Genomic DNA, 12,866 nt, shown 5'->3' on the forward strand with positions numbered 1-12,866 from the left:
CAGATCTGGCCCCGACGGGCCCGCGCCGACAGCGCCACCGCCGGGAACACCGCCGCCGCCATGAACCCGAAGTGGAGCGGAGCGGACGCCTCCGGCAGCCGCCCGCCCGGCACCGGCCCGACAAAGAACCCCAGGTGGCGCAGCTCCGACAGGCCGAAGTAGGTGCCCTTGCGGTCGTCGGACGCCGGTGTGTGCACCGCGATGCCGGGCGGCGGCGGCAGGACCGCGCCACCCCGGGTCCGGAACGCCACCGCCGCGAACGGCGGTGGCGCGTGTACGGATGAGTACCGGAATGAGTACCGGAAGAGGACGAACGCCACCGCGAAATTCGTGCAGTCCGCAACCGTCGGTGCCCCGGCCAGGTCCGACGGCCGGATCACCGCCGGGCGGTGGCGGCAGGACCGCGCCACCCCGGGTCCAGAACGCCACCGCCGCGAACGGCGGTGGCGCGTGTACGGATGAGTACCGGAAGAGGACGAACGCCACCGCGAAATTCGTGCAGTCCGCAACCGTCGGTGCCCCGGCCAGGTCCGACGGCCGGATCACCGATCGCCGCCCTCAGCCCGGACCCGGGGCCGGATCATGGCACGGGCCGGTGGCGTTCTCGGGCGGGTGCGGCGGTCGGGCCGCTCAGGCCGTGGTGACCTCGACCAGCCGCTCGGCCAGCAGGGGAACGCTGTAGTAGTCCATCCGGAACGACGACGGGCCCAGGGTGAAGGCCCGGTCCTCCTCCCAGCCGGCCAGGCTCTCCAGGATGGGGGCCGTCTCCAGGTAGGAGTCGAGCTCGTCGCCCTGCGGGTTCACGAACAGCAGGGTCGCGTCGCCCAGGGCGTCGGCGTTCTCGGGGGCCACGCCGACGATGTCGGTGCGCGCGCCCTGCGTGCTGTCGGCCGCCGCGCCCTCGGGCAGCTCCTGGAGGGTCAGTCCCAGGTCGGTGGCGAGGCGGCCTTGGGCGGACTCGGCGGTGAACACGTTGAACCCGTTGGGCGTGACGCTGAGGATCACCACCGGGTGCTCGGCGGAGACCGCCGCCGAGGACTCCGCCACCAGGGCGTCGTACTCCTCGGTGACCTCCTGGAACCGGTCGGCGCGGTCCAGGGCCTCGGCGTACTGCTCGGTCAGGTCCACCCAGGAGACGTCGCCCTCGCCGTAGACGACGGTGGGTGCGATCTCGGAGAGCTTCTCGTAGGTCGCCTCGTCGATGGCGTCGGCCCCGAAGCCGTTGCCGACGATGAGGTCGGGTCCGGCGGCGGCGACCGCCTCCAGCGAGATCTCCGGGCCGGGCAGCGGTTCGACACCGCGCTCCTGGGCCACCGGGGCCCACTGGGCGAAGAAGCCGTTGTCGTCGGTGAGGGCGCTGGGGCTGGTGGTGCCCGCGGCGACCACCGGGACGTCCAGGCTGAGTAGGACGGGGGTGGCGGTGACGCTGGCGGCGACCACGTTCCGGGGGGCGGCGGGGATCTCGGACTCGCCGTAGAGGTGGGTGACGGTGCGGGTCTCCTCGGCACCGGCGTCCTGCGCCCCGGCGGCGTCGGTGGCGCCCCCGGTTCCACAGGCGGTGAGGGCGATGACCAGGGCGGAGCCGACGGCTAGGCTGTGCAGGAGCTTTGCTTGCTTCATGACAAGCATATTTAGGTATGGCTATCCTAAATGTCAACTTCACCGGAGGTGAGGAACGGATGACGGCGACGCCGTCGGCCGGTCCGGGGGCACCCGGACGGCCCGACCCCCGTACGCCCTCGACGCGGGACGCGGGTGAGGCGCTGCTGCGCGTCTCCCACCGGGTGGAGGGCCTGCTGTCCGAACTGGCCGCGGAACACGGACTCACCGCGTTCCAGGCCCGCGCCCTGCGCGCGCTGCACGACGTCTCCTCCCAGGGGGCGCTGGCCCGGCAGCTGGGCTGCACCGCCTCGCGGATCTCGGTCATCACCCGGGAGCTGGAGGAACGCGGCCTGGTGAGGAAGACCGCCTCGATCAGCGACCGGCGCATGCGCATGGCGCGGCCCACGGCCGAGGGCACCCGGATCGTCGAGGCCATCGGCGCGGGACTCACCGCCCGGTCCCCGCTCAGCGCCCTGTCCGAGGACCGGATCGTCGCGCTGTTCGACCTGATGTCCGAGATCGAGGGTGTTCCCGAGACCTGAACCGGAGTACGACCGAGGAAGGGGCCGCATGCGGACCCACACGATCCCCCCGCGCCTCAAGCGCACCGTCCGTCCCGAGCGCGTGCCCACACCCTGCGTGGCGCAGGCCGCCCGGGACACCGCGGGGTTCTGGGAGTCCGTCCGGCGCACCGGCACCCCGCTGGTGGGGGAGGCCGACGCCGAGGGCCGCCGCACCGTCACCTTCCTGTGGCGGGGCGGCGACGAGTACGCCGACGTCCTGCTGGTGGCCGACAAGGTCGCCGACGCCGACTCCTACGACCACAACCGCATGGAGCGCGTCCCCGGCACCGACGTCCGGCACCTCACCTACCGGATGCGCGGCGACTGGCGGGCCTCCTACACCATCGCGCCGATCCCCGCCGGCGCCGGGCCGGACGACCCCGCCGCCCTGCCCGAGATGCTGCGCATCCGCCGCGAACGCGCCCTCGCCGTCTCCGCACCCGAGGACCGCCCGGCCGTCGCCCGCTGGTTCGCCGCCCTGGCCCACGCCGTCCCCGACCCGCTGGCCCGCGAGCAGCCGGACGGCCGCCACTCCGTGGTGTCCCTGCCCGAGGCGCCCGCCCCACTGGTCGGCGACCCCGACGCCCCTGCGGGCCGGGTGGAGGAACAGGGGTTCGCCAGCGCCGTCCTCGGCGACGACCGCCCCGTGTGGGTGCACGAACCCGCCCGTCGGCCCCCCGGCGGCCGACCCTGGCCCGTCGCCCTGCTGCTGGACGGCCGGGACTGGTACGCGGACCTGCCCCGGGCCCTGGACGGGCTCGTCCACGCCGGGACCCTGCCGCCGATGCTCACCGTCATGGTGGACTCCCTGGGCTTCGCCTCCCGCAGCGAACAGCTGGCCTGCTCCGACGACTTCGTCCGCGCCCTGGGCGGCGAACTCCTGCCCTGGCTGGGCGAGCGGTACCGGATCACCGCCGACCCCCGGCGCACCCTCGTCGCCGGGCAGAGCCTGGGCGGGCTCAGCGCGATGCACGCCGCCCTCACCGACCCCGACCGGTTCGGCCGGGTGGTCTCCCAGTCCGGCTCGTTCTGGTGGCCCAACGTGGCGGTGACCGGCGGGGAGAGCGAGCGCACCACCGGCCGGGTCGCCGTCGCCGACCGCCTCCCCGACCGCGTCCACCTCTCCGCGGGCACCCACGAGTGGTCCCTGCTCGACCCCAACCGGCGGCTGCGCGACGCCCTGGCCGCCCGCGCCGCCGACCTGGGCGGCGACCCGGGCGCAGTGCTGCTGGAGGAGTACCACGGCGGCCACGACCGCGCCTGCTGGCGGGTCGGACTGCCGGCCGCCCTGGCCTTCGCCACCGACGACTGGGAACGCTGACCGGCGGGGGTCAGAGGCGGGCGCCCGCCTGCGCGGCCTCGCGGCGCAGGCGCTCCACCACCTCGGCGGCCGGGTCGTCGGTGGCACTCCGGAACCCCGTCCCGGCCCACAGCGCCATCCCGCCGGTGTCGGCGGCCCGCGCCGCGGCCGCGCGCAGCGGCCGGGTCATGTGGTGCAGCTCCGGGTACGCGTACGGCGCCTTGGGGTGCTCGGTGACGAACCGGTTGACCAGGCCGCGTGCCGGACGCCCGGTGAAAGCCCAGGTCAGGGTGGTCTCGGTGAAGCCGGGGTCGGTCAGCGCCAGCTTGTGCGCGGGCTGGGCCCCGCTCTCGGGGCAGCGCAGGAACGCCGTGCCCAGCTGTACCGCCGCCGCGCCCGCGCCCAGCACCGCCGCGGCCTCGCCGCCCGTCATGATCCCGCCCGCGCCGATCACCGGCACCTCGACGGCCTCGGCCAGCGCGGCCACCAGCTCCACCGTCGGCAGTTCCCCACCGAGCGTCGGGTCGAACGCGGCCCGGTGCCCGCCCGCCTCCACACCCTGGGCGCACAGGCCGTCGGCGCCCCGGGCCACCGCCAGCAGCGCCTCGTCCACCGAGGTGACCGTGACGACCACCGCGGCCCCGGCCTCCTGGAGGCGGCGCAGCACGTTGCCGTCGGGGCAGCCGAACGTGAAGCCGACGACCGGGACCTCCAGCCGCTCCAACAGGTCGATCTTGGCGTCCCAGGCGTCGTCGTCGTGGACCGGCGCGCCCGGGGCCGTGCCGTACCGCTCGGCCTCGGCGTCCAGCTCCCCGCGGTAGTCCCGCACCGCGGCGGGGTCACCGGCCGGGCCGGGCACGAACACGTTCACCCCGAACGCCGTCACCCCGCGCCCGCGCACCAGGGCGACCTGTTCCTCCACCCGCTCCGGCGCCAGGTACCCGGCGGCCAGGAACCCCAGGCCCCCGGCCCGCGCCACCGCGGCCACCAGCTCCGGGGTGGAGGCCCCGCCCGCCATGGGCGCCTGGACGAGAGGCCGCTCCCGCAGCAGATCCGACAGATGACTCATGATCCCCCCGCTCTCCGCCGACACGTGCAGGGTAGCGGACCCGGGTACGGCGCCCCGTGTCACTCCGCAGCCGAGCAGAACGGTGATGAACACCGCGCCGCAAGCGAGGTCCGCAGCGGTCGCGCCCGGTGGGAAAAGGGCGTACCCGAGGATCAGGGGCGGCCGCGGGGAGGTCGTCCGGCCTCCACTGCGGGCCTTCCGGAAAAGGCGGGTTCCGGAAAGCCCCGCGCGTCATACGCATCGGTTCCGGAAGGGGGGTCCCACGCCGGCACCGCCACCTTCTCCGGGGCCATCGGATTTCCCGGCCGCTCCGTCCGCCCGGCGCCGTCAGCCGATCTTCGGGGGCGCGTGGAACAGCGGCAGCAGGACCGTGTCCACGATCTCCTCGATCGCCCCGTCCTCGATCCGGCCCTGGTGGAACAGGAAGTGGTCGCGCAGCAGCGCCTGCCCCGTGCCCAGACGCCACGGCGAGACCGGACCGGGGGCGATCTCCCCGCGCCGCGCCGCGCGCTCGACCACCTCGGCCATCATCATGCGCCCCCGCCCCTGCGAGTGCTCGCGCAGGGCCGCGATGCGCTCCGGCTCGGGCAGCGCCTCCGCCATCAGCCCGCGCAGGGCCTCGCCCGCCGGACCGGCCAGGTGGTCGGCCACCATTCGCAGCAGCCCGAGGAGGTCCTCGCGCAGCGAACCGTGGTCGGGCAGGGCCGCGGGGTCGGGCAGCAGCGCGTACACGGCGTCCATGACCAGCTCGCCGCGCGTACTCCAGCGGCGGTACAGGGACGCCTTGCCCGCCCCGGCGCGTTCGGCGACGCCCTCCATGGTCAGCGCGGCATAGCCGTGCTCCCGCAGTTCGGCGACGGTCGCCGCGAGGATCGCCGCGACCAGTGAGTCGCCCCGGCGCCGGGAGCGCTTGCGGTGGTCGTCGGTGTCGGCGTCGGCGGTCATGCCGGGCATTCTAGGGCTCCTCCGTGATCAGACCGGTGTCCCCGTCCACGGTGACCCGGGCACCGTCGGCCAGGATCGAGGTCCCGTTCCCGGTGCCCATCACCGCCGGGATGCCGTACTCGCGGGCGACGATCGCGGCGTGCGATCCCATCGACCCGGTGTCGGCCACCACCGCGGCGGCGCGCCGGAACAGCGGCGTCCACGACGGGTTGGTGGTGGGGCAGACCAGGATCTCGCCCGCGCCCAGCCGGTGGAAGTCGTCCGGGCCGCGGACCACGCGCACCGTCCCGGTGGCCCGACCCGACCCGGCCGGCGCGCCGGCGGCCAGCGCGTTCCCGTCCGAGCGGCGCGGGTACACCCGGGCCAGGTCGAGCAGGCGCACCCCGGTCAGCTCCTCGCGCCGGGCGGAGCGGGCGCGCGCCAGCGACCGGAGTCGGTCGGCGGTCTCCACGGGGATCGACCCGGGGTCCCGCACCTGCGCCACCTCGGCCATGCGCAGGTGGAACACCTGGGACTCCTCCTCCAGCACCCCGGCGCGGGTGAGCCTGCGGCCCATTTCCAGCAGGGCGCGGCGCAGCGCGGGCAGCGGGGCGGTGAAGAAGAAGTGCGAGTCCTCGCGGAACGCCATCCCGTACTGCGCGGCGCGCACCCACCGGGTCATCCGCGCCCGGGCCCGGCGCCCGCGCAGCAGCGGGTGCCCCAGCAGCGTCGCCAGCGCCCGCTCCGAACGCGACCCGGGGTCCTCCTCGCGGGGTTCGTCGACCATGACCCGGACCAGGCCGATCACGCTCTCGGGCACCTCGCCCAGAGTGGGCGGGCTGACGAGCAGCGGGCTCACGGTCTCGCGGCGACCGAACTCGCGCAGGAAGGCGTCCAGCGCCCCGGCGAACCCGGTGCCCGCCCCGACCCGGCCGCCGCGCACCTCGGCCAGGACCTCCTCGGGGGAGGCCCCGGCGAACAGCTCCAGCAGTCCCGCGTCGCCGCGCACCAGGTCTGCCAGGTCCTGGAGGGCGCGGTTGGCGTCCTCGGTGCGGGTGTGCGCCCCGCCGGTCAGGTCGCCCAGCAGCCCGCGGCGGCCCAGCAGGGTGAGGGCCGCGGTGAGCCGGGCCAGCGAGACGGCCATCCCCGGCAGGTAGTCCAGCCGCAGCTCACGGCAGGGGTCCAGCAGGCCGATCGCCTCGTCGGGCACCGCCAGCAGCTCCGGCCAGGTCAGCGCGGCCGGGTCGCGGGCGTCCAGCTCCTCCACCCGGCGCAGGAAGTCCAGGAACCGGGGGTCCTCGCGCCAGGCGGTGATCTTGCGGGTGCGGGCCTTGTGCACGAGCCGGAACGGGGTGAGCAGGGCCCGCGGCACCGGGTGCGGCGCGGGCGGGACGAGTTCGACGACCACCCCGTCCTCCTCGCGCAGGAAGCCGTCGAACGCGCCGACGATCCCGTACTCGTGCGTGATGTCGCGCATCATCGCGGCCGGTCCCCGCCCCAGCCAGGTGTCGACGTCCATGGGGTAGGGCCGGACGGGTACGTATTCGCTGAGGGCGGTGGCCATCAGCCGCTGCCGCCGGTTCAGCGGCACCGACTCCGGGGGCAGGGCGGTCATCGGGCGCGACTGCACGATGCTGACCCGGCCCGCCGCCAGCGCCCACTCCATGTCCTGGGGGCGCCCGAAGTGCTCGGCGGCGGCCCGCCCGTACCGGGCCAGCTCGCGCAGGACGCCGTCCGGCAGCGGGCTCCGGCCCTCGTCCCCACCGGGGCGCTCGTGCACGATCCCGCCACCGGGGACGGGGCGTACGACCACCTCGGCGCGGCCGGGCCGGTGCTCCAGCACCCGCCCCTGCCGGTCCAGGGCGTAATGGTCCGGGGTGACCAGGCCCGACACCACGGCCTCGCCGAGTCCCCGCCCGGACTCCACGACGATTCGTCCGCGCTCGCCCGACACCGGGTCCGCGGTGAACATGACCCCGGCGGCCTCGGACTCCACCATGGCCTGCACGACCACCGCGATCCGCACCCCGGCCGCGTCGACCGAGCGGGCGCGGCGGTAGGCCACCGCCCGATCGGTCCACAGCGACGCCCAGCAGCGGCGGACCGCGTCGACGACCCCGTCCGCGCCGACCACGTTGAGGTAGGTGTCCTGCTGCCCCGCGAACGCCGCCCCGGGCAGGTCCTCGGCGGTGGCACTGGAGCGGACCGCCACCGGCACGCCGCCGAGCCGGGCGTGCGCGTCGGTGATGGCGGCGCGGATCCCCTCGGGAACGGGGGCGGACTCCACCGCGGCACGCAGCCGCGCCGGATCGGGGTCCCCGCCCGCGAACAGGTCGGCGAGGCCTGCGCCGTCCACCGCGGCCGCGTAGGCGTCGGTGGTCACCACGAACCCCGGCGGCACCGGCAGTCCGGCGCGCAGTAGCTCGCCCAGGTTGGCGGCCTTGCCGCCGACGGCGGGCAGGTCGTCGGCCCCGAAGGCGTCCAGCGGGGCGACCATCGGGGTCGCGGCGGTCGGGATCATCGTTTCTCCAGGAGGGTGTCGGTTTCGGTGCGCAGCGGGGTGCGGGGCAGCGCCAGCGCCAGCAGGGAGGCGGCGCCCAGCAGCGGCGCCATGAACAGCAGGGAGTCGGCGACGGCCCCGCCGAAGGCGGACGCCACGGAGTCGCGGACCGCCGGGGGCAGCGCGGCCAGCGCCTCCGGGGTCGGGGTGCCGACGTCGATCCCCGCCGGGACGCGGGCGGCGAAGGCACCGGTGACCAGGGCGCCGGTCACCGCGACCCCGGCGCTCGCGCCGATCTGGCGCAGGAACAGCACGGTGGAGGTGGCCGCGCCCAGGTCGGCGCGGTCCACCGAGTTCTGGGCGGCCAGCAGGACCACCTGCATGACCGCGCCCACGCCGACGCCGATCACGAGCAGGACGCCCACCAGGGCGACCGGGCCCAGGCCGGCGCCGAACAGCCCGAACAGGGCCAGCCCCAGCCCGGCCAGGGCCGTGCCCAGCACGGGGTAGCGGCGGTAGCGTCCGGTCCGGGTGATCAGCCGCCCGGACACGACCATGGTGGTCAGGGCGCCCGCCATCAGCGCGGTCACCGAAAGCCCGGCCGCGGTCGCGGTCAGACCCAGGGTGATCTGCGCGAACGCGGGCAGGTAGGTGAGGGTCCCGAACAGCCCGAACCCGACGACCAGGCTCAGCGCGGCGGGCACGGCGAACCCGCGCAGGCGCAGCAGCCGCGGCGGCAGCACCGGGTCGCGGGCCAGCCGCGCGGACACCGCCCACCCGGCCGCCCCGACCGTGGCGACCCCGGCCCAGACCGGCACCGCCCAGCCGGGGCGGGCGACGGGGGACAGCAGGGCGTCGCAGAGCAGGATCGCCCCGACCACGGTCGCGGCCAGGGCGCCCGCCCCGGCCAGGTCGAGCGGCGGCCGGTCGGCGGCGGGCCGGGTGCGCAGGCCCAGGGCGATCGCGATGAACGCCGCCGTCGCCGCGGGCGGGTGGACCAGGAAGATCCACCGCCAGGACAGCAGGTCGACCACGACCCCGCCGAACAGCGGGCCGCCCACCGCCGCCAGGACGTAGACCGCCCCGAACAGCCCCAGGTAGCGGCCGCGTTCGCGCGGGGGGACGAGCTCGCCCAGCGCGGCCTGGGCGCCGACCACGAGGCCGCCGCCGCCCACCCCCTGGACGACCCGGGAGGCCAGGAACGCGGCAGGGGACCCGGCGAGGGCGCAGCCCAGCGCGCCGACGCCGAACAGCACGACGGAGACGAGCAGCAGCGGTCCGCGCCCGTAGCGGTCGCCGAGGCGGCCGTGCAGGGGCATCGCCGCCGTCGCCGCGGCCACGTAGGCGGTGACGATCGCGGGCATCCACGCCAGACCGCCCAGGTCGGCGGCGATGGCCGGGAGCGCGGGGGTCAGGGCGGTCTGGTCCAGGGCGCCGAGCAGCATCGCGGCGAGCAGCCCGGGCAGGGCGCGTGCCACGGGGGTCGATGGCCCGGCCATGCTCTCACCTCCTTTAGAGAACGGTGCGTTCACTCAAGGCTAGGCCCATGAGTTAAGAAACGCAACGTCTCTTAGGAGGGAATGTGCCGGAGGACACCCGGGGGCACCCGGGACCCCGTCCGGCGGGCCCGGATACGCTCGGCGCGACAGCGACCTTGCAGGAGGATGACCACATGACAGCGACCGCCGTCGTCACCGGTGCCAGCAGCGGTATCGGCGCCGCCACCGCCCGGGGCCTGGCCGCCGAGGGGTACGACGTGGTCCTCGTGGCCCGCCGTGCCGACCGGATCGAGGAACTGGCCGCCGAGCTGGTCAAGGACGGGCACAGCGCCCGCGCGCACGTCCTCGACGTCACCGACCGCGACGCCGTGGACGCCTTCGCCGCGGAGCTGCCCTCCTGCGATGTGCTGGTGAACAACGCGGGCGGCGCCATCGGCACCGAGACCGTCGCCGCCGGCGACCCCGCCGACTGGCGCGCCATGTACGAGGTCAACGTGCTGGGCGTGCTCAACGTGACCCAGGCCCTGCTGCCCAAGCTCATCGACAGCGGCGCGGGCACCGTCCTGGTGGTCAGCTCCGTGGCCGGGCACGTCGTCTACGAGGGCGGCGGCGGGTACGTGGCCGCCAAGCACGGCGCCCACACCCTGGCCGCCACCCTGCGGCTGGAGCTGTGCGGGCAGCCCGTCCGGGTCCTGGAGATCGCCCCCGGCATGGTCAAGACCGAGGAGTTCACCCTCAACCGGCTGCGCGGCGACGCCGAGGCCGCCGAGAACGTCTACGCGGGCGTGCCCGACCCGCTCAGCGCCGAGGACGTCGCCGACACCATCGTGTGGGCGGTCACCCGGCCCCCGCACGTCAACATCGACCTGATGGTGGTCCGCCCCCGCGCCCAGGCGGCCCAGCACAAGATCCACCGGGTGAAGCAGGAGGGCTGAGACCCGCCCCCGGACACGCGGACGCCCGCCCCGCACGGCTCTGCGGGACGGGCGTCCGGGTGTGCTCGGGTCGCTCAGGCGTCCAGTTCGGAGGCCAGCAGCTCGGCCAGGGACTCCAGGGCGGCGTCGGCGCCCTCGCCCTCGGCGGCGATGGTCACCTCCTCGCCGTGCTTGACCCCCAGGGTCATCACGGCGAGCAGGCTGCCCGCGTTCACCGGGTCCTTGCCCTTGGCGGCGACGGTCACGGACAGGCCGGTGGCGGTGGCCGCCTGGACGAAGAGTGTGGCGGGTCGCGCGTGCAGTCCCTGGGAGGAACCGACGGCTACGGTGCGCTGGGGCATCTGGTGCTCCTTGTGAGGGGCCGGTGGGCCGGTCAGGGCCGGTCGACGAGCGAGTCGAGGGGCCAGGAGGGGTCGGGTTCGGTCACCACCTCGACGGCGTCCGGCTCGACGTCGTCGGGTGCGGGGATGGTCGTTCCGGGCAGGGACACCGCCGCGGTCCCCCAGGCCACCGCGTTGCGCAGGCGGTCCACCGGGGAGTCGGCGGGGGTGAGGAACCCGGCGAGGGCGCAGTCGCCCGCGCCCACGGTGCTGCGGGTGCGGACCCGGGGGCCGCGCGCCCACCAGGCGTGCTCGGGCCCCACGAGTATGGCACCGTGGCCGCCCAGCGTCACGAGGGCGGAGCCGTTGCCCCGGGAGAGGAGTCCGCGGGCGGCGGCGACGACCTCGCCGACGGTCGCGGGGGTGCGCCCGGTCAGCTCCGACAGCTCTTCCAGGTTGGGCTTGGCCAGGCCGATCGACCCGGCGCTCACCGCCGCCTCCAGGGGTTTGCCGGAGGTGTCCAGGGCCAGGGACACCCCGTACTCGGCGGCCAGTCCGGCCACCCGGACGTAGAAGTCCTCGCCGGCGCCCGCGGGCAGGCTGCCGCTGGCCACGATCCATTCCGGACGCCGGGACAGCTCGTCCTCCAGGGCGGCCAGCAGGGCATCGGTCTCGGCGGGGGAGAGCGTGGGCCCCGGGGCGTTGATCTTGGTGGTGGTGCCGTCGGCCTCGGTGATCGCGATGTTGGCGCGGGTCTCGCCGGTGATGGGGACGGTGAGCCGGGGCAGGTCGCCGAGCAGGGCGGTGAGCTCGGCGCCGCCGCCCCCGCCGACCGGGAGGATCGCGCGCGTGTCCACCCCGGCCAGGTGCAGGGCCCGGGCGACGTTGACGCCCTTGCCGCCCGCCTGGGCGCGCGTGGCGTCGACCCGCAGGACTTCGCCCCGGACGAGGCGGTCCACCTCCAGGGTGTGGTCCACGCTCGGGTTGGGGGTGAGGGTCAGGATCATGGGAGCTCTTTTCGCGGTCGCTGCGCCCGGCCCGGTCCGGATGTTGGACTGCCTTTGATTATGTGTGTTCATCTGCGCGTGTCAACACTGTTGTCCGATGGTTTCCGATTCTGCGGGTTGTCGTTGGGGTGTGCGCGAGGGGGGTGCGAGAGGGTCTGCGAGGCGTGCGGCCAGTGTCGACAGGAGATGCCCGCGCCGATGGCGGTGGTTCGGGTGTGGTCGCGGGGCCTTGCTGGGATATTGGAGGAAGGTACCCCTTGTGTGTCCCAGACAACACGATTAAACTCACCGAAAACCACACCGAAACACAGGTGATCCAACATGTACGCGGAAGAGCGCCAGCAGGCGATCCTCGAACGCGCCCGCCGGGACGGCCGGGTCGACGTGACGGGGCTCGCCGCGGAGTTCGACGTCACCTACGAGACCATCCGACGGGACCTCACGGCGCTGGAGCGCCACGGGGTCCTGCGGCGGGTCCACGGCGGCGCGATCCCCGTCGAGCGGCTGGGCTTCGAGCCCGCGCTCAATGTGCGCGACTCCGTGATGACCCAGGAGAAGGAGCGGATCGCCAAGGCGGCGATCGAGGAACTCCCCGAAGAAGGGGCGATCCTCCTCGACGCGGGGTCCACCACCGGACGCCTCGCCGAGCAGCTGCCCGCCGACCGGGAGCTCACCGTCGTCACCAATTCCCTCTCCATCGCCCTCACACTCACCACGCGCACCAACGTCAACCTGATGTTCCTCGGCGGCCGCCTGCGCACCCGGACCCAGGCCACCGTCGACGCGTGGGCCCTGAGGTCGCTGGCCGAATCCTTCGTGGACGTCGCCTTCATGGCCACCAACGGCATCTCCGTCGAACGCGGGCTCACCACGCCCGACCCGGCGGAGGCCGAGGTGAAGCGCTCCATGATCGCCTCGGCCCGGCGAGCCGTCCTCCTCGCCGACCACACCAAGGTCGGCAACGACCACTTCGCCCGATTCGCCTCCGTCGAGGACCTGGACCTGGTCATCACCGACCAGGGACTCGCCGGGGGACTCGCCGACGAACTGGAGGCCGCCGGACCCACGGTCCGGGTGGTCTGACCAGGCCCGGCGCCCGTCCGACCGAGGTGCGTGACCCGTCCGATCGCACCTTCCCGTCCAGTCG

The 12,866-nt window shown here is 74.9% G+C and carries 11 protein-coding genes; 4 read left to right on the forward strand and 7 right to left on the reverse strand.

The annotated features are described in order from the left end of the window. Window positions 1–630 precede the first annotated feature (630 nt). Window positions 631–1,620, reverse strand: a complete 990-nt coding sequence (gene fepB, locus QJS33_RS00385; RefSeq protein WP_306365773.1) for a Fe2+-enterobactin ABC transporter substrate-binding protein — start codon at window positions 1,618–1,620, stop codon at window positions 631–633. A gap of 17 nt (window positions 1,621–1,637) precedes the next feature. On the opposite strand from fepB, the gene QJS33_RS00390 reads away from it, so the two are divergent. Then, on the forward strand, window positions 1,638–2,144 hold the full coding sequence (locus tag QJS33_RS00390; RefSeq protein WP_306365774.1) for a MarR family winged helix-turn-helix transcriptional regulator: 507 nt from the start codon (window positions 1,638–1,640) through the stop codon (window positions 2,142–2,144). Window positions 2,145–2,172: 28 nt separating this feature from the next. Next, a complete protein-coding gene (gene fes / locus QJS33_RS00395) occupies window positions 2,173–3,486 on the forward strand; it encodes an enterochelin esterase (RefSeq protein WP_306365775.1) in 1,314 nt (437 codons plus the stop codon). A 10-nt stretch (window positions 3,487–3,496) separates the two neighbouring features. Here the strand turns inward: fes and QJS33_RS00400 are convergent, their stop codons facing one another. The 4 genes from QJS33_RS00400 to QJS33_RS00415 form a co-directional block, all read right to left on the reverse strand. Further along, window positions 3,497–4,534, reverse strand: a complete 1,038-nt coding sequence (locus tag QJS33_RS00400) for a nitronate monooxygenase (RefSeq protein WP_306365776.1) — start codon at window positions 4,532–4,534, stop codon at window positions 3,497–3,499. Between the two features lie 327 nt (window positions 4,535–4,861). After that, window positions 4,862–5,479 carry a TetR/AcrR family transcriptional regulator gene (locus QJS33_RS00405; RefSeq protein WP_306365777.1) on the reverse strand — a complete coding sequence of 206 codons (618 nt, stop codon included), beginning with the start codon at window positions 5,477–5,479 and terminating at the stop codon, window positions 4,862–4,864. Between the two features lie 10 nt (window positions 5,480–5,489). After that, on the reverse strand, window positions 5,490–7,979 hold the full coding sequence (locus tag QJS33_RS00410; RefSeq protein ID WP_306365778.1) for a PEP/pyruvate-binding domain-containing protein: 2,490 nt from the start codon (window positions 7,977–7,979) through the stop codon (window positions 5,490–5,492). Next, window positions 7,976–9,457, reverse strand: coding sequence for an MFS transporter (locus QJS33_RS00415; protein ID WP_306365779.1), 1,482 nt, complete (start codon window positions 9,455–9,457; stop codon window positions 7,976–7,978). The genes QJS33_RS00410 and QJS33_RS00415 overlap by 4 nt, the downstream gene beginning before the upstream one ends. A 173-nt stretch (window positions 9,458–9,630) precedes the next feature. Here QJS33_RS00415 and QJS33_RS00420 point away from each other — a divergent pair, with 173 nt between their 5' ends. After that, window positions 9,631–10,392, forward strand: a complete 762-nt coding sequence (locus QJS33_RS00420) for an SDR family oxidoreductase (protein ID WP_306365780.1) — start codon at window positions 9,631–9,633, stop codon at window positions 10,390–10,392. A gap of 74 nt (window positions 10,393–10,466) precedes the next feature. Here the strand turns inward: QJS33_RS00420 and QJS33_RS00425 are convergent, their stop codons facing one another. Further along, a complete protein-coding gene (locus QJS33_RS00425) occupies window positions 10,467–10,733 on the reverse strand; it encodes an HPr family phosphocarrier protein (protein ID WP_306365781.1) in 267 nt (88 codons plus the stop codon). 32 nt (window positions 10,734–10,765) lie between these two features. After that, window positions 10,766–11,719 (reverse strand): 1-phosphofructokinase, encoded by a 954-nt coding sequence (gene pfkB, locus QJS33_RS00430; protein ID WP_306365782.1) that lies wholly within the window; start codon window positions 11,717–11,719, stop codon window positions 10,766–10,768. A gap of 321 nt (window positions 11,720–12,040) precedes the next feature. Here pfkB and QJS33_RS00435 point away from each other — a divergent pair, with 321 nt between their 5' ends. Beyond that, window positions 12,041–12,802 carry a DeoR/GlpR family DNA-binding transcription regulator gene (locus QJS33_RS00435; RefSeq protein WP_306365783.1) on the forward strand — a complete coding sequence of 254 codons (762 nt, stop codon included), beginning with the start codon at window positions 12,041–12,043 and terminating at the stop codon, window positions 12,800–12,802. Window positions 12,803–12,866 lie beyond the last annotated feature (64 nt).

Origin of the sequence: Nocardiopsis sp. CC223A, assembly GCF_030766825.1 — a bacterium.
GTDB lineage: Bacteria > Actinomycetota > Actinomycetes > Streptosporangiales > Streptosporangiaceae > Nocardiopsis.